General features: G+C 46.2%; 17 protein-coding genes and 1 pseudogene. 6 read left to right on the top strand and 12 right to left on the bottom strand.

The window, feature by feature from the left end; genetic code table 11:
- Positions 1 to 110 precede the first annotated feature (110 nt).
- From IPL44_03870 to IPL44_03855, 4 genes are read right to left on the bottom strand one after another with little or no spacing between them, the layout of a single operon-like run.
- Positions 111 to 494, bottom strand: a complete 384-nt coding sequence (locus IPL44_03870; protein ID QQS17406.1) for a hypothetical protein — start codon at positions 492 to 494, stop codon at positions 111 to 113.
- On the bottom strand, positions 491 to 1951 hold the full coding sequence (locus IPL44_03865) for a hypothetical protein (GenBank protein QQS17405.1): 1461 nt from the start codon (positions 1949 to 1951) through the stop codon (positions 491 to 493). Before IPL44_03865 ends, IPL44_03870 begins: the two co-directional genes overlap by 4 nt.
- A 2-nt stretch (positions 1952 to 1953) precedes the next feature.
- Positions 1954 to 2742, bottom strand: a complete 789-nt coding sequence (locus tag IPL44_03860; protein ID QQS17404.1) for a hypothetical protein — start codon at positions 2740 to 2742, stop codon at positions 1954 to 1956.
- Positions 2739 to 3011, bottom strand: coding sequence for a hypothetical protein (locus IPL44_03855; protein ID QQS17403.1), 273 nt, complete (start codon positions 3009 to 3011; stop codon positions 2739 to 2741). Before IPL44_03855 ends, IPL44_03860 begins: the two co-directional genes overlap by 4 nt.
- 178 nt (positions 3012 to 3189) lie before the next feature.
- On the opposite strand from IPL44_03855, the gene IPL44_03850 reads away from it, so the two are divergent.
- Together IPL44_03850 and IPL44_03845 are read left to right on the top strand one after the other, a co-directional pair.
- Positions 3190 to 3894: a succinylglutamate desuccinylase/aspartoacylase family protein gene (locus IPL44_03850; protein ID QQS17402.1), complete on the top strand. Its 705-nt coding sequence runs from the start codon at positions 3190 to 3192 to the stop codon at positions 3892 to 3894.
- 22 nt (positions 3895 to 3916) lie between these two features.
- Positions 3917 to 4681: an alpha/beta hydrolase gene (locus IPL44_03845; protein QQS17401.1), complete on the top strand. Its 765-nt coding sequence runs from the start codon at positions 3917 to 3919 to the stop codon at positions 4679 to 4681.
- 5 nt (positions 4682 to 4686) lie between these two features.
- On the opposite strand, the gene IPL44_03840 is transcribed toward IPL44_03845, so the two are convergent.
- Positions 4687 to 5208, bottom strand: a complete 522-nt coding sequence (locus IPL44_03840; protein QQS17400.1) for a hypothetical protein — start codon at positions 5206 to 5208, stop codon at positions 4687 to 4689.
- Between the two features lie 74 nt (positions 5209 to 5282).
- Positions 5283 to 6164, bottom strand: a complete 882-nt coding sequence (locus IPL44_03835; GenBank protein QQS17399.1) for a Fic family protein — start codon at positions 6162 to 6164, stop codon at positions 5283 to 5285.
- A 145-nt stretch (positions 6165 to 6309) separates the two neighbouring features.
- Here IPL44_03835 and IPL44_03830 point away from each other — a divergent pair, with 145 nt between their 5' ends.
- Together IPL44_03830 and IPL44_03825 are read left to right on the top strand one after the other, a co-directional pair.
- A complete protein-coding gene (locus IPL44_03830; protein QQS17398.1) occupies positions 6310 to 6813 on the top strand; it encodes a hypothetical protein in 504 nt (167 codons plus the stop codon).
- 109 nt (positions 6814 to 6922) lie between these two features.
- Positions 6923 to 9094: a peptidase gene (locus IPL44_03825; GenBank protein QQS17397.1), complete on the top strand. Its 2172-nt coding sequence runs from the start codon at positions 6923 to 6925 to the stop codon at positions 9092 to 9094.
- Between the two features lie 50 nt (positions 9095 to 9144).
- Here IPL44_03825 and secA read toward each other — a convergent pair.
- Positions 9145 to 11577, bottom strand: a pseudogene (gene secA / locus IPL44_03820) (preprotein translocase subunit SecA).
- Between secA and IPL44_03815 the strand changes: the two are divergent.
- On the top strand, positions 11506 to 11868 hold the full coding sequence (locus IPL44_03815) for a hypothetical protein (GenBank protein QQS17396.1): 363 nt from the start codon (positions 11506 to 11508) through the stop codon (positions 11866 to 11868). The pseudogene secA and the gene IPL44_03815 sit on opposite strands and share 72 nt — an antisense overlap.
- On the opposite strand, the gene IPL44_03810 is transcribed toward IPL44_03815, so the two are convergent.
- Genes IPL44_03810 through serS form a run of 3 tightly spaced genes read right to left on the bottom strand, consistent with a single transcriptional unit; the run spans position 11822 to position 13722 of the window.
- Positions 11822 to 12007 (bottom strand): hypothetical protein, encoded by a 186-nt coding sequence (locus tag IPL44_03810; protein QQS17395.1) that lies wholly within the window; start codon positions 12005 to 12007, stop codon positions 11822 to 11824. The genes IPL44_03815 and IPL44_03810 overlap by 47 nt on opposite strands.
- Before the next feature lie 60 nt (positions 12008 to 12067).
- Positions 12068 to 12448: a ribosome-associated translation inhibitor RaiA gene (locus IPL44_03805; protein QQS17394.1), complete on the bottom strand. Its 381-nt coding sequence runs from the start codon at positions 12446 to 12448 to the stop codon at positions 12068 to 12070.
- A gap of 26 nt (positions 12449 to 12474) precedes the next feature.
- Entirely contained in the window at positions 12475 to 13722 is a 1248-nt protein-coding gene (gene serS, locus IPL44_03800; GenBank protein ID QQS17393.1) for a serine--tRNA ligase, read from the bottom strand.
- 36 nt (positions 13723 to 13758) lie between these two features.
- Here serS and IPL44_03795 point away from each other — a divergent pair, with 36 nt between their 5' ends.
- On the top strand, positions 13759 to 14421 hold the full coding sequence (locus tag IPL44_03795) for a putative ABC transporter permease (GenBank protein ID QQS17392.1): 663 nt from the start codon (positions 13759 to 13761) through the stop codon (positions 14419 to 14421).
- Here IPL44_03795 and IPL44_03790 read toward each other — a convergent pair.
- Positions 14364 to 15482: a PspC domain-containing protein gene (locus IPL44_03790; GenBank protein ID QQS17391.1), complete on the bottom strand. Its 1119-nt coding sequence runs from the start codon at positions 15480 to 15482 to the stop codon at positions 14364 to 14366. The genes IPL44_03795 and IPL44_03790 overlap by 58 nt on opposite strands.
- Positions 15479 to 15841, bottom strand: coding sequence for a PadR family transcriptional regulator (locus tag IPL44_03785; protein QQS17390.1), 363 nt, complete (start codon positions 15839 to 15841; stop codon positions 15479 to 15481). The genes IPL44_03790 and IPL44_03785 overlap by 4 nt, the downstream gene beginning before the upstream one ends.
- Between the last annotated feature and the right edge of the window lie 87 nt (positions 15842 to 15928).

The following is a 15928-nucleotide window of genomic DNA, read 5'->3' as shown; positions in this document are numbered from 1 at the left end:
TCTTGCTCATTTTTATCAGCGCGAACGAAACAAGATCCTTGCCGTGATTCCTTGTCTTTACTCGGATTTTTTAGGCTTGAATTCGTAAATGTCGCCAAGTTTTACAGTTTTCATTTTCCAACTCCGAACACATTAGCCAATATCAATCCAGCGACAACTGCGCCTATAATGCCCATCAGCCACCAGAACAGCTGTTTGTATATATCCGAGCTAGTTTCGTGCGGACCTTTTGGCTTTTTGGCTATCGCTCTGGCTTTGGGCGTGAGATTATAAACTTTTCGGGTATAGTCATTTATACCTATGGATTCATCGTCAATGATAAAAAACTTTTTTTCAACTAAGCTTTGCAGAAACTCCTTATCAAACTGCTTTTCGAACGTCTCTACAGGGACACCGCCATCACCCCATTGACTTTTGTATGTCGACGCATAGTCGAGCGCTCTTATGTCCTGAGGCTTTACCATTTTAAGGAATAGTCGTTTTATGAATCTCATTGCGAATCCCTTTTGCTTGGTGACTCATGAATTAGCCCATCAATCACAACAAGTGTAGGGCACTTCTTTTTTTCACGAATATTTTTTGCGTATTCTTTTTGGAGTTCGTTTAGCTGTGAAGTTCTGTTGGTTTTGTTCGATTTTTTAACCACAACGACCACATAGAAAGCGTGGGCAGCTTTTTCATTTTCAATGTAGCTCTTTAACTGATTGGAATATCCATCTAGTAGCTTACCGTTTGTTGATTTTTTTATCTCAACCAAAACCTTATCAGAATAGCTAGTTCCTAGACTAAAATCTACTGCACCTTGTCCGGCATTAGGCTCTCTGGCAAGAAGAACGTCGTGTGCAGCACAAATAATATCTGCTACTAGAAAAAAGAGTGTCTGAGCGGCGTCTTCCTTCACGGGCTGCGTTGGGTCAACTGCCTGACCTTTCCTTTTGTACAACAGGGTATTGCCTGCATTATGCTCGATACATCGTCTATATTGCTCAATGATTTTGTCATTAACGAGTTTTATGAGTGCCGTAAGGTTCGTTGGTTTTTGTCCTGTCGTATCCAGGGTGCTCGGCAAAGATGCGCCATACTCGGTAATTCTATTTTGCGACAGAGGATCAGTTACGATGTCGTATGGTTCAATCTCTGCATCTGCGTACACCTTAATGAGTGTCTCCATCTTGCTTTTGTTGCCCGTTAGAACCGACGGATTTTTCTTTATACCTTTGATAAACTCTTTGACGGCGTCACCAACGATCTCATTAAAGCTCTGTCGCATTGCCGAGTTGTATTGTGCCGCGGCGATTACTCCTTCCCAGTCTGTCGCCAAAGGCAAATCGCGCACAACATCGTACGGTATAAATATAAGCTGGTGCTTTTTGAATGGATGCGCTGGCAACTGGTACTTTACGTTGTTGATTTCGAATTTTTCAGTCGAAACGCCTAAATCCTTAGCTATTCTTTCAGTTGCCTTGCATAATCTCGGGTAAATAATATGAATAACGAGATCACTGATACTGTCCGGACCAAAGCCTTCAATGAAAAGCCCGAGAAGTTCCATGACTCTTTCATCTTCTACGCCAACTAAAATTATTTCTGATAGTGATCTAAGTGATTGCTTCGCTACAGATTCTGCTATAGCCGTTCCGCTGTCTCGACTATCTCCATAGCCGATAGACAAGCCTTTAGGCTCTTTAATTGCAATACGATTGATAGCCTCTTGCTGCAGGCGTGGTACCTTATCGGACTGTTTATGAATGCGAATGAGATCACCGAAGTAATTTTTTATATCATCCCTTGAACCATGCAATTCTGGCGTTTGGCTACCCTCCAAAAGCTTCGGGTCGATAAACAGCTTCGTGTCAGTTCCCAAGATAACGTCAAGGATGCCGATTTCCTCAAGCTGTTCATGCGTAAGTCCTAGATGTTGACTCAGCGGTATAGTCTTTCGGTCTGCCATAATTATTCACCAACCTCTTCCGAAAATCTCTCGTTCTGTGTGTTTTCTATTTCGACTTCTTTCGCCAGCCAGGCACTTCTCAGCGCCAAAGACTCGTCTGATTGACCAAGTTTCCATTTATCGCCAGTAAGTTCATACCCTAGTTTGGTCAGTATTCGTATTGCGAGGTCCTCTTTTACGCCAAGCCTCTTTTTGACTTCGCTGGTTTGCCAAATAGATTTCATATCTAACAGTTCTCTTATTTGGCTGAGACTTTTTAGGTTATTTTTAGACCATTTTTTGGCTACTACCTTACCATGTATCGCTTTAATCGGTGATTTTATAGCTTGAATACCGCCATATACTCCACCAATATAAATCAAAGCATCCAGCACCTGTGGCAATATGCCTCCAGTCGCACCAAGACCCTCTGGCGTTGCGATAGTAATATGATCCAAGTCGCCGTCAATATAGCCGTTCTCGCGCAATTCTTCTAGTTCTGACAATGTCCAGTTGTAGCGAAGAGGACTGTAGTCGGTTAGGAATTTAAGAGAACCGTCCTTATTTATGCCGTATTGGATTCCAAAATTTTGATATATGTCGTGTCCGCTATTGTTTAGAAAAAATATAATCTGCTGGTCTTTATAGACTTCTGTCAGCCAATTATACTTAGTTTTCCCAAGAGATTCCTGTATGACCGACGTCGCACTCTCGCGAAGTCCACTGTTGGCATCAACGGTGCGACGAACAGAATAAGTATCGCGACCATTATGGTCATACGTGTGGTATGAAATAGTTATATCTTTTTTCATAGCCTAATTGTCTCCAAAATCTCCGCCACTTCCTTGTCGATAGCCTTAATATCATCCAAAATCTCTTCTGGCAACTTAAGCTCCTCCGCTGCTGGCTCGTGTGGGTTTTTGACACCGAGTTCGAGCGTGGTTTTATCTATAGCTTCTAGGCTCATAGTGCGAATATAAGAATTATTAATCAGCCTTTTGGTTGTTTTATATACTTTACCGTCGCTCATCGACCCGTCGTATATGAAGGTTATATTTTCAGAGGTATCTTTTGAGGTCATTATGGCTTTATTATACTCCATTTACCCCTAGTCTGCCAGATGTAGGAACAACTTTGCGTGAAAGTTGCCAACTTTATGCTATTTTTCACGCAAAGTTAGACGGTTCGAGTACGATTTTTGACATCAACAAGGTGGCGAATGGTATCAGGCCTTTATGCCCACATGCTATACTAAATCTATGAAGATTCTCATTATTGGTGCTACACATGGTAACGAGCTACTCGGGACGAAGCTGTACGCTCGCCTACTACAAAAGCGCTCAGCACTACTGGAGCATGTCGATTTTATTATTGGTAATCCAAAGGCTTTTGCGTTGAAAAAGCGTTATATTGACGAAGATTTGAACCGCAGCTATGGTTCGCAGGGCGATTCTCATGAGGCGACGCGAACCGCGGAGATTCAGCGATACGTTGAGTTTATGAAACCAGATCTCATCATAGATATGCATACAACCACCTGTGATCAGCCGAATTGTTTGATCACCAATAACCTGGATGGCGATGCAAAGCAGCGATTCCTGCGCGCCTGTCACATCGATAATGTTTTGCAGATACAGCCGCTCGGTGATGTTACTACACTGGGTGAAAATGTGATTGCCTATGAGGTGCCGAATCGCAGTATTACGCCTAAACTACTCGATGCGATTATTGGTGATTTAGAGCGTTTTGTCGAGGCCGATCGTTCGTATGCACATAAAAAACTTTTCATCATGTCTGATAAGATTTACAAAAAGGACGTCACGCCAGAAGTCGCCGCTACATTTGTGAATTTCCAGCCAAACCTAATTGGTTTTGTTCCGATTATGACAGGCAATAACTCATATAAACGACAAACAGATTATTTAGGATTTAAATCAGACGAAGTAAAAGACATTGTGATCTGATAGTAAAGGAATCATATCGAACATGACCAAAACCCTCCCTATTCAAATTGACAAAGGCAACGGCGCCCCGCTAGTGCTGCTCCATGGGCTCGGGACTAATCACAAAAGCTGGGAGTTTGTGCTAGAGCACATCGACTACACCAAACACCGAGTTATCACGCTGGATCTGCTAGGTTTTGGCGATGCGCCGAAGCCAAAAAACGTAAAATACACGCCGCGTGATCACGCCGAGGCGGTGATGGCGACGCTCGACAAACTCGGCATCAAAAAGGCTGTCTTTGCCGGGCATTCGATGGGTTGTATCGTGGCGATCGAAATAGCCGCTACCTGGCCTGATCGTGTTGCGTCACTCCTGTTGCTCGGCGCACCGCTGTATAAAGCGGCGCGGCAGCGACACTGGTGGCACAAACTATTACCGGCAGAGGGACTCTATTTCGCGCTCTTTGACGAGCTAAAGAAGCACCCTGTTGCAGTCCAGGCGGGCGGAACACTCGCAAACAATCTAGCCCCACTAGTAAAAGGTATGGAGATTACTGACGAGACCTGGCCTGCTTTTCGTAAAAGTCTCGAGCATGCTGTCATGCAGTTCGATACATTTAGAAAGGCTACGAAACTGCGTGTCCCTACCCTGTTTGTCAATGGGCTGCTCGATGTATTTATCATTAGGCGCAATATAAAGGAAATCCGGCGAGCTAATCGCCGATATGTCCGGGTTCGCCGCACGCTGGGGTCACACGAACTGACGCCCCATCAGGGGCGTCTAGTCGCGCGAATTATTAATAAGTAGCGAACTTACTTTTTATCTTTGGCGGGTTTGGCGGCGACGAATTGGCCACGGATTTCAAAGAGGAAGAATCCACCGATGGCGACACCGAGCACGGTGCCAATGATAGCCCCGACGATCGCTCCGTTGATCAGAGATGATACGAGGCTGCCGACGACGCTAACGATCATAGCGGCGAGGAGCAAGTCCCAACCCTTCTTTTTCATGACTTTTAGTGGATTGATAGCCAGCGCCTCAATCAAGATGCTGACAGCAAAAGTGACGATACTTACCCACAACGCAACGTCAACTAGGCCGTTTTGAGGCATTGATACACCCATAGCAGCTGCGAATTCGCGAGCTTGTTGCAGGAACGCGTCTGCCCAAAACAGCGCGCGTAGCGATGAGATGATGCTCCAAGCGCTGAGCACGACACCGACAATGACGATCCACCAAACATTTTTTCCGAGCCAAACACGTGCCTTTTCAGGTAGATGAAACGGTAAATGTTTGAACCATTCGCTCATGACTTTTTCAATTGAATGCACCAACTCCATAATTGTACCCCCATTTAATAGTTAACAATTATCATTATAGTAACTAGCGAGCCGTTACGCAAGCGAGTTTATATTTTATAATCTTGCGCGATCATCCATTTCTCACTCGTGCGAAATGCCGGGATTGTCTGGCGAGCGGCTTTGTTAGCTGCGGAGTTGCCAGCTATGCCGTTGCTGCTAGCCCACTCTGACACTGTGATGATCTTTGATTTAGTGAGCAGCGTGATGCGTTTATTTAGCGATTCCTGTAGCAATAACGCAAATAAATTGGTGAACCCATCATATTTATCATTGTTACGATAGTCATCAAACAGCGGGTAATAACTGGTGTTTTTGCTCTTGCTCTGAACAATGATCGGTGGATAGCCAGCGCTCATCAGCTGCTGGTTTATGAGCACGCGACCGATACGACCATTGCCATCGACAAATGGATGGATCGTTTCAAATTCTGCATGAAAATGAGCAATCTTGTGGAGGATATGAGATTGGTCGTCATTATGGTATTTTTCGAGCAGATCCGACATGAGCCCAGATGTAAATTGCGGATTTGCACCGATATGAGCACCGATACGTACCCACTCCTTGCCCATACGAAAGCGTCCTGCGACATCATCCTGGATGTGCGAGAGCAGCGATTTATGCATAGCTAGGATTGAATCAATTGACAGCGGCTCGGACGGATTTTCGAGTAGGTGCTGCATAACTCCCGCCAGATTTTTTGCTTCGTAGATTTCACGAATGTCGTGATCTTTAGTGATGATATCGTGCATAATAATATCTGTCGTGTCCTTAAGCGTCAGGGTTGAATTCTCGATCGCGTTAGAGTTATAAACCATTTCGGGCACCTCGGCGATAGAAATCTCCTTCAGTGCATCTATATGCGTCTCTAATAACTCATCATATTGAGCTTTGAGGATATCGATTCTATCTCTAGTGATTTTATTAACCATATCTATATTATACCACATTTTGCGTGAAAAATGGTAAGTTTTTAATCTTTTTCACGTAAAGTTGGGCATTGTAGGCTATTTTTGTGCTATTTTACATACCTGAATGTTTCCTGTAGAATAGTAGTTAAGCTTACAATAATTTTCTATGGCTAAATTTGCTCATAAATCCTCAAAGAAGTCGGTGAATAAACTCGCTAGGAGATTCAAGCCGAGCAAGCAGGCTGTAAAGCAAGCAGTAATCTGGGCCGTTGTTATCGCGGTAATTTTTGGCGTATTAGAGCTGGGTCGTCGAGCTGGTTATTGGGGCGAACCGGACGCACTACGCGCTATCAAAGCGGAAAAGATAGCCAGCAAGGATTTACTAGGGCTGGAATTGATCAGCCAGGATGAAACAGGTAAAAAATCCTTGTTTATGATAGAGGGTACTTCCCCATCGGTCGAACGCACTTTCAAGCCTAAGGATGGAGATGTAGAGGTAACTCTGTATGAAATTATAAAATACGCCGAATCCGAAGGATGGAAGCATGATAATTCTCTCAGCTATGCGTGGGTAGCGAGAAAGTATTTTCGAGAAATCGAATTAGTTATGTCGGTCGAGGACTCCGAAGATCATATTATCGTGAGAGTTTCTGCTTATGAGAGCCGGTAGTTATCTTAGGTGGTATTTTGCTGTAGCTATTGCACTAGTAGTGATTATTGTATTGTTGCTTCTCTTAGGCAATAATATACGTGCTACTAACCAGCTTGTTCAGCATAGGATGCTACATATAACCCTGTTGGGTGATTCCTATTCTGCCGGCAATGGTGCCGGCAATTACTATGGAGAAAAAGGTTCATATAGAAGTAACAATAACTGGGCACATCGTTATGCTGATTGGCTAAATCAACAAGGTGTCAAGACGACTTTAACTGATCTATCGTATAATGGTTATACTACGACAGATGTAAAGAATAAACAGATTAGCAAAGTTCCTGTAAATACTGACCTTGTAATGCTGACGATCGGTGGTAATGACGCAAAGTTTGCCGATGTTGTTCGGTATTGTTTCGCAGCGGGCTATCGAGGTCCGAAAGAATGTGAAAACAAAGTGAAGTATGCCAGAGATCAATTTTCTGATATTATACGTGGAACCAGAGAAATATTCGAGGAATTAGAAAAGAAAATCCCTCAAACCTCGCAAATTGTTCTGGTGGGATACCCCTTACTAACGACCAGAGATGAGTTTTGTTTGTCAGAAAGTGTCAGCAAGCTGAGGACGTTTTGTCCAGCAGGGGCGTTCAACTATCAGGCAGGGTTTGAAGTCCGAAACGCTGGCATTGATTTTAATGGGCTGCAGCTAAAACTAGTTCAAGAGTGGAATGATACTCATGTACTGAAGGTCACCTATATTGCATCGGTAGCAACAAAGTTTTTTGGTCACGAGCCAAATCCGAATGGTTCTAGCAGGAATAACAAACGGTGGCTGAACGAATTTTTTGAGACAGAGGGCAGATCTAATGCTGATGGTATCACTGAATCGAAGCCTTCTAATGACACTCATGAATTCTACCATCCTAATATTACTGGTCATGAACAGATAGCGTTATTAATCGAGTCGAGGATTGGTATTCCGACTTCTGCAAAAGAAATCACTAGCAACTCGAGTGACGTTGATGTAGCATTTGTCTTTGATACTACTGGATCTATGACTGACCGCCTAGATGTTGTGAAGCGTGATATTGCAGATACCATATCACAGATAGAGCAAGAAACTAATTCTGCACGATTTGCTCTGGTTGATTATCAAGACCGTCCAGGTTATGGTGGTGAGGCAGCAGATTATCCATCTAGGGTACAAATCCCATTTACTAGTGATGCGGATGCGGTTACTGCTATAATGAATGAATTGACGACGGGTTTTGGCGGCGACATCCCGGAGACGGTTTATAGCGGTATGATGACAGCATTAGATTTAGACTGGCGACCTGGCGCACGAAAGATGATTATTGTCATGGGAGATGCGCCAGCAAAGGACCCTGAGCCTGTTACGGGATATACATGGCAAACTATTCTGAATAGATCGTACGAAATAGATCCGGTCGAGGTATATGTGATAGACGGGTTGTGGGAAAATTTATCTGCTAGTATCGGCGAACTGGTTCCACGCTCTGGCGGCAAAGTATTCGTTAGCTCAGTAGAGTTTTCCGACGCAACGCTAGAGTCTGTAGATAGCTCAACTACTAAGCCTTTTGGCTGGATTCAGGGACCGTATCTTATTAAGGTTGGCGAATCGGTAACCTTGGATGCACGAGCTTCATATGCGGTAACTGGCGAGATTGTTCATATCGAGTGGGACTTGGACGGCGACAGTGAGTTTGAGACAATTTCTCCGAGCTTGCTATACGAACATCGTTTTACAGAGGAGTTCGGCGGCACTATTGGTATCAAGATCACTGATACAGATGGGCGTGTGGGTATCGGGTCAACCCGACTCGATGTGACCGACGATGGTGATACGATCCCACGTGCTATCGATAATTGCCCTGATATTGCCAATCAAAACCAAGCAGATTACGACGAGGATGGTATTGGCGATAACTGCGATGATGACATTGGCTGGCCGACTAAAGATAGAGATGGTATCTATGCGTCGATGTATGATATATCTTCCAATTCTACTGGCATAGACAAGCTTCCTTCTTCGACTTCGCAGCCACAATCTCGTAGTTTAACACTACAACCGACAGCCGCCCCAACTCCAACTCCATTATCTTCATCGAATGACAAGAATCTATTTGCCGTAAAGAAGTCTGGCGATGAAGCAGGCAGTAGTTCAAGTGAGACAACAAAGAACGAGATGAAATGGATGTGGATGATAGGTCTTGTCGGAGGAGTTATATACATAACAGTGGTAGTATTTGCTCAAAAGGTCCGAAAAATAAGATTGTAATTAAAAAATACGGCAACCATTGTCACCGTATTCTCATGATCGTAGTTAGCCTATCGCCTGCCCTTTTTGCGGTTTTGGCGCTGGGCTTTCTTTTTCTTTTGCGTGGCTTTTTTGGCTGCGTTTTTCGTGGCGGATTTGGCTTTGAAATCATCGCTGGTATTGCGAGTTTCCGGCAGGCCGACTTCGTTCACGCCCCGTTCAACGGCAGATTCGGCGGCGCGGGTTAGTTCACTCTCGTACTCGTCATCCTCGACCTTTGCGGCGTTAATATCGGCAGCGCGGAGGTGGAAGACGGTGCGTAATACCTCATTTTGTAAGGTTTCCTGTAGGCTGTTAAACAGTTTCTGTGATTCACTGCGATATTCAACTAGTGGATCGCGCTGACCAACACTGCGCCAGTGGATACCCTCGCGGAGGTGGGTCATGTTTTCGAGATGTTGCATCCAGAGGATGTCGAGTACCTGCATGTAAATTTCGCGTTCGGCGCCACGGAGTAGCTCTGCCCCAATATTCTTTTCATGCTGTTCGTAGAATTTAGCGACTTTGGCGCGAGCAGTAATGAGGCGTTTGCTGTCGTTTTTTATCCGGCCGATTTCATCGATGTCTTTTCGATCGAGCGGGAAAATTTCCTCGAACTCATCGGCAAATCGGGGATTGCGTTTGGCAGGAACTGTTATGAGGGTTTTCAGTCGGGCGTCAATCAAGCGAAAGATTTCCGGTGTCATGTCGTCGCCCTCTAGAATCTTGCGACGGATCGAATAGACAACCTTGCGGTGGCGGTTGATCACGTTGTCGTATTGGACGACGTTTTTGCGGGTGTCAAAATTGTAGCCCTCGACGCGTTTTTGAGCGGCCTCTAGGGTTTTACTAACAGCTTTGTTCTCGATAGCCTGCGTTTCATCGACACCGAGTCTCTCCATCAGTAGCGCGATACGATCGCCCTGGAAAATACGCATCAGATCGTCTTCGGTGGATACGTAAAAGACTGAATCGCCTGGATCGCCCTGGCGACCACCGCGACCGCGCAGCTGGTTATCGATACGGCGTGATTCATGACGTTCCGAGCCGATCACGACGAGCCCGCCGAGTTTCGCAACGCCGTCGCCCAGCATGATATCAGTACCACGACCAGCGATGTTGGTAGCCAGCGTTATAGCGCCCTTTTGACCCGCCTTGGCTACGATCTCCGCCTCGCGTTCGTTGTTTTTGGCGTTCAACATTTCGTGTTTGAGGCCGGCCTTGGTCAACGCTTTGCTGATCAATTCGTTTTTTGCGATCGAAGCCGAGCCGACGAGCACTGGACGACCTTTTGCATGATACTGTTTGATATCTTCGACGAGGGCGGCGATTTTGCCCTTTTCGGTCTTGAAGATCTTGTCATTCATATCTTTGCGGACAACTGGTCGGTTGGTCGGGATCTGGATCACGTCTAGGCCATAGATTTGCTGGAACTCCTCTGCCTCGGTGAAAGCTGTACCGGTCATACCAGACAGTTTGTCATAGAGACGGAAATAGTTTTGGAACGAAACGGTAGCCAGCGTTTGCGACTCCTGTAGCACCGGGACGTGCTCCTTGGCCTCGATGGCCTGGTGGAGACCTTCGTTGTAACGGCGACCCTGCATCAGGCGACCAGTGAATTCATCGACAATGATAACCTCGCCGTCGCTATTCACCACATAATCTTTGTCGCGTTTGAATATCGTCTGAGCCTTGAGCGCCTGATCCATGTGATAGACGCTACGGACATGGTCTGGCGAATATAGGTTATCGAGGCCGAGCATTTTCTGGACCTTTTCAACACCTTCGTCGGTCAGAGTGACTGAACGGCGTTTTTCATCGAGCTCGTAGTGCTCTGGCTTTAGAGCGGCGGCTACGGCGGCGAATTTGATGTACATGTCTGGGTTCTCGGCGGCTGGCGCAGAGATAATGAGCGGCGTTCTGGCTTCGTCGATTAGGATCGAGTCAACCTCGTCGACGATGGCAAAGTTTAATTCGCGTTGGCGCAATAAACTAGGATCGCTCACCATATTATCGCGTAGATAATCGAATCCAAACTCGTTGTTGGTACCGTAGGTAATGTCGGCAGCATAAGCTTCCTTGCGGCTGGCAGGACGCAAATGCGACATGCGTTTGTCGAAATGTTCATTGTTTTCGTATTCTGGATCGTAAACAAAAGATGCTTCATTAATGATCACGCCAGTACTGAGACCGAGAGCGTGATATAGCGAGCCCATCCAACCGCCATGGAGCTGTGCTAGGTAGTCGTTCACCGTCACGACGTGAACACCGCGACCAGTGAGCGCGTTCAGATAGACTGGAGCGGTAGCGACCAAAGTCTTACCTTCACCGGTTTTCATCTCGGCGACGTTGCCTTCGTGTAGAACGATACCGCCGACTAGCTGAACGTCAAAATGACGCTGTTTCAGCACGCGGCTGGCCATTTCGCGAACGACGGCAAAGGCCTCGGGCAAGATTTCATCGAGCGCACTCTTGCGTTTCTGGGCGGCGCGACGAGCACGAATCGCATCGAGCGCGTTAAAGTCGTCAATTGTGGCAGCGCCAGCTTTGGCGTATTTAGCGCGTTCCTCGGCGCTGAGTTTGTTGATGAGTTTCAGTTCCAGGGCCGAATCTTTTTAGACGAAGCTCAGTGGCTTTGGCTTGATTTATCGGCGGGCTTGTTTTTACCTGATCATAGTTTTGCCCTTTTTGTCGCTAGGATCGAGCTGTTTACTCAGTTTCGGGCAAACTTCTTTTTAAGACCTCGGTCTGGTTAGCCAGTTCCTTGTCTGATAATTTTTTATACTTGGCATCGAGCCCATTTACCTGAGCGATGATTTTATCAATCCGTTTCAGAATCTTTTTCTGCGGATCACCGAATACTTTGGATAGAACTGCTTGCTTCTTGTTGGCCACTATGAAAACTCCCTCACTTATGTATGCGACTATTTTATCAAATCGAGCTAGAAAAATCTACTATTTACGGCGCAATGAGCGCTTGACCCTAGCCATGAAACCACCGGTGTTGACGCCGTCAGCTCGTCGCTCGGTTTTGTATTTGCTGATCTGGGCGCGTAGTTTGGCCTCAACGATATCAACAGCGGCCAGAGCGTTTGGCGCGGATTCTTTGGCAAAGAGCTTTTTGTCAGGCAATGTCAGGACGGCTTCACATTCGTATTTGTTGTTGTCCTTTTTGTTGACCTCGGCGATTTTCACACTGGCAAAAGCCGCGGTGCGAGCTTTGCGTGGAATGTAGTCGATCAATTTCGAGATTTTTTTATGGGTATAATCGTTGGTCTTTTTATCGATTTCGTAGTGGATGCCGGTTATTTCAATAGTCAAGCTTTTGTCGCTCATGTATATCCTCCTATGATTACATTTTATCACAAAGTCTGGCGATTTCCCAGGTACGGACGCAATTTTTCGGGTACGACAAAGGAGCCGTCGGTTTGGCCGTAATTTTCGATGAGTGCCACTAATGTGCGCGCTAGGCTCACTGCAGTGCCATTCAATGTGTGGACGGTCTCGATTGCCCCGTTATCGCGACGAACGCGAATATTGAGACTACTGGCTTGGAAATCGGTACAGTTAGAACACGATGTGAGTTCACGGTAAGAACCGTCAATCGGTGACCAATACTCGATATCAAATTTCTTTGCAGCCGGGGCGCCGAGGTCGCCAGCGGCAATGTTGATAACGCGATACGGCACGCCTAGGTCCTGCCAAATTTCCTCTTCGATAGACAGAATTTTTTCATGAATATCGCGTGATTGTTCAGGCAGGCAGAACGCATACATTTCTAGTTTATTGAACTGATGCACTCTAAACAGACCTCGAGTGTGTTTGCCGTAGGTGCCGGCTTCTTTGCGGTAGCATGGACTGAGGCCAGCATAGAGCAGCGGTAAATCTTTTTCGGCCAAGATTTCATCAGCATGATAGCCGGTGAGGGGCGCCTCGGCGGTACCGATCATCATCAGGTCTTCGTTTTCGATGAAGTACTCGTTTGATTCTTTGTCAGATTTTGGTGCGAAACCAGCGCCAGCTGCAATGCGACCGCTCACCATATTTGGCACCGTCATTAGGTTGAACCCTTTGTCGATGAGTTTGTCGATGGCGTAGTTGATAACGGCTTGCTCTAATTGCACCGCGCCATTTTTTAGAAAATAGAATTTAGCGCCGGCGACTTTGGCGCCGCGCTCGAAATCGACCCACCCTTTCTGTTCGGCGAAATCGAGATGATCTATATTGGCGCCTTCGCGTTTTTCGCCCCAGGCTTTGATCTCTACGCTGTCCTCTTCTCCACCCAAGGGTACATCGTCGAAAATAATGTTCGGCACTTTGTCGATTAGTTCGTTTAATTCCGATTCGGCGTTCGTGAGGTATTGTTCGCGTTCGGCGAGTTCGATTTTGACCTGTTTGCCTTCGTCGATGAGGTTTTGTTCAGGCTTGCCGCCTTTCATTTTGGCGGCAATGGCGTTGCGGCGTTCGCGGATGGCGTCAACTTCGCGCTGGAGTTCGCGGCGATTTTCGTCGAGCTCCAGTAGTTTGGTGAGGTTGACTTGGTAGCCTTTGGCCTCGGCGGACGTTTGGACTTTTTCGGCATTTTCACGGATAAATTTGATGTCTAACATATACCTATTGTACCACAGGTGATAGAATGGTCTCATATGAAAAGCTGGCCGTCGAAAAGTGATTCGAACAACGTTGCTATGATGCATATTCGAAATTGGCGGAAGGTGGGATTTTGGCGTGATCTATTTCTCTATTTCTGGCTCTTTTCGCTAGTTGGCCATGTTATAGAACTCGCGTGGGCGCTACTAGGTACGTTGTTTACTATAAAATCCGCTGGTCATTTTGCGTCGATTCCTATCTTTGCTATTGCGGCGCCCTACGGCCTCGGCGCGGTGGCTCTCCTCTTGTTTATCTATCCAATGGTAAAACGTAAAAAGCTAGGACTCGTCAGCGCCTATGTGGTTAGTGTTGCGATTACTACAGTAATAGAATTCGTCAGCGCTTTGCTCGTGGTACTCGTACTCGGGAGCAATCCGTTTTGGGACTATTCGGATCGACTACTAAATCTGTTTGGTTTTGTGTGTCTCGGTAATAGTCTGCTATTCGGTATTATTTCGGTAGTTGCCATACGGTGGCTATTTCCGTGGACTGAGAAATGGCGTGGCGTTATTGGCAAAAACCACCTCAATCTAGCTTTTTGGATATTGTTTCCTAGCCTATGTGATTGTGCAGATATTTCGTTTTATGTGATTAGGGATAGTTACCACCACCAACGGATTTGCGGTGCTATTCCGCCCAAATTATCCTGCAAAGACTGATCTACGGTGTTAATAGTTTCGCCAGCTCTGACCGTACCGACTTGTGTCACCCAGCCGATACCGACGCCCACGGCGGCAATTGCTACAAATACTGAAATGATAAAGGTAGCGAGACAGCCGACTTTGGCGCGGTGGCTAAATTTTTGACTCATCAGAGCAATGCTGAGGATGAGTAGTCCAATGACAAATAGTAGTCCAGCGAGCGTTGCTAGTGATAGAGCGACGACTAGTGCTGGTTGATTGACCGACGCAACCGTAGCAATTAGCAATAGAGCACTAGCGATACCGCCACTAGCGAGCAACCCCAGAGTGGTGACTAATAAGATTAACCCAGCTATGAGCATGAGTACTTTTAGTACTATGCGCGAGCTGTTCCGACTGGCTTCGGCTACCTTTGGTCCGGCAGTTTGCTGCCATGCTTTTGCTCGTTCGCCAACATCGCGACCAACGGCTTCGGCCTTCTCGCCAAATTTCTTGGCAGACTCTTTGATTGATTCGAGATTGACTGGCTCACCCCGCATTTCTAGTTTTTCCCCGGTAGTTTTCGCAGCGGGTGCTATAATCCAGACGACAATATATAGAATTATCATAGTGCCGAAACTTGGTACGATTACTAGCACGACAAACAGGATCCTAAGCAGCGTCACATCCCAGCCAGTATAAGCAGCTAGTCCGGCGATGACACCACCCAGCACAGCGTGCTCTTCGTCGCGATAGTAACGTTTGGTGGCAGTAGAGTCTTTGCCCTCCTTTCCTCTGGTAAAAAAATTGTCTTGCCAACGTTCGCTGTCTTCATCCGAAGATTGATTACTAGCAAAATCACTAGGTTCGCCTAGCTGGGATTTTATGGCGTTGATATCGTCGAGCGTAATAACACTATCCGCATGAACTCCGCGATCGGCTAAAATCTCGGTCATGCGAACCTCGATATCGTCGTAAATGTCAGCATCATCTCCTAACGATGCCTTGATATCTTTCGTATAGCGTTCTAAGGCCTTCTTTGCCTCGATGTCTATTTCGTAGGGCGTTCTGGCTAGGTGAATGCGTGTAATCTCGTTCATTTTGTCTCCTTTCGTTCGAGGTTAGCAGTAACATTGTTCAGATTAGCAATTTCCTTTTGTAGCTCAATGGCGATTTCCCTGCCTAGTGGCGTGAGAGAATAATATTTTCTCGGCGGCCCCTGCAGTGATTCTTGCCACTCATACCCTAATAACCCATCACGCTGCAAGCGACTGAGCAGCGGATATATCGTACCCTCTACGACCGTTAACCCCGCCTCGCTCAACTGACGGATGATGTCTGATGCATAAATCGGCTGATCGGTTATTGCGAGAATGAAATAACTGAGCAAGCCTTTTCGCAGTTGCGTCGATAATTGATCAGTATATTGTCTAATCAAGTCGCTTTCCTGGTTTTCCATACTACTATGTTATACAAGGTATTCTAAAAAGTCAATACCCTTTTTTGATCCACTTTACAGTTAACAGGCTCAGCAATTGGTATGCAT

Source organism: Candidatus Saccharibacteria bacterium (genome assembly GCA_016699895.1).
GTDB lineage: Bacteria > Patescibacteriota > Saccharimonadia > Saccharimonadales > Saccharimonadaceae.
Note: the sequence above shows the minus strand (reverse complement) of the source record. Positions and strands in the feature narration are given on the sequence as shown.

What these genes read in the sequence shown, in the direction of transcription:
- IPL44_03870 (QQS17406.1), bottom strand. Translation starts at nt 494, where the DNA reads ATGAGATTCATAAAACGACTATTCCTTAAAATGGTAAAGCCTCAGGAC.
- IPL44_03865 (QQS17405.1), bottom strand. Translation starts at nt 1,951, where the DNA reads ATGGCAGACCGAAAGACTATACCGCTGAGTCAACATCTAGGACTTACG.
- IPL44_03860 (QQS17404.1), bottom strand. Translation starts at nt 2,742, where the DNA reads ATGAAAAAAGATATAACTATTTCATACCACACGTATGACCATAATGGT.
- IPL44_03855 (QQS17403.1), bottom strand. Translation starts at nt 3,011, where the DNA reads ATGACCTCAAAAGATACCTCTGAAAATATAACCTTCATATACGACGGG.
- IPL44_03850 (QQS17402.1), top strand. Translation starts at nt 3,190, where the DNA reads ATGAAGATTCTCATTATTGGTGCTACACATGGTAACGAGCTACTCGGG.
- IPL44_03845 (QQS17401.1), top strand. Translation starts at nt 3,917, where the DNA reads ATGACCAAAACCCTCCCTATTCAAATTGACAAAGGCAACGGCGCCCCG.
- IPL44_03835 (QQS17399.1), bottom strand. Translation starts at nt 6,164, where the DNA reads ATGGTTAATAAAATCACTAGAGATAGAATCGATATCCTCAAAGCTCAA.
- IPL44_03830 (QQS17398.1), top strand. Translation starts at nt 6,310, where the DNA reads ATGGCTAAATTTGCTCATAAATCCTCAAAGAAGTCGGTGAATAAACTC.
- IPL44_03825 (QQS17397.1), top strand. Translation starts at nt 6,923, where the DNA reads ATGCTACATATAACCCTGTTGGGTGATTCCTATTCTGCCGGCAATGGT.
- IPL44_03815 (QQS17396.1), top strand. Translation starts at nt 11,506, where the DNA reads ATGACGCTGTTTCAGCACGCGGCTGGCCATTTCGCGAACGACGGCAAA.
- IPL44_03805 (QQS17394.1), bottom strand. Translation starts at nt 12,448, where the DNA reads ATGAGCGACAAAAGCTTGACTATTGAAATAACCGGCATCCACTACGAA.
- serS (QQS17393.1), bottom strand. Translation starts at nt 13,722, where the DNA reads ATGTTAGACATCAAATTTATCCGTGAAAATGCCGAAAAAGTCCAAACG.
- IPL44_03795 (QQS17392.1), top strand. Translation starts at nt 13,759, where the DNA reads ATGAAAAGCTGGCCGTCGAAAAGTGATTCGAACAACGTTGCTATGATG.
- IPL44_03790 (QQS17391.1), bottom strand. Translation starts at nt 15,482, where the DNA reads ATGAACGAGATTACACGCATTCACCTAGCCAGAACGCCCTACGAAATA.
- IPL44_03785 (QQS17390.1), bottom strand. Translation starts at nt 15,841, where the DNA reads ATGGAAAACCAGGAAAGCGACTTGATTAGACAATATACTGATCAATTA.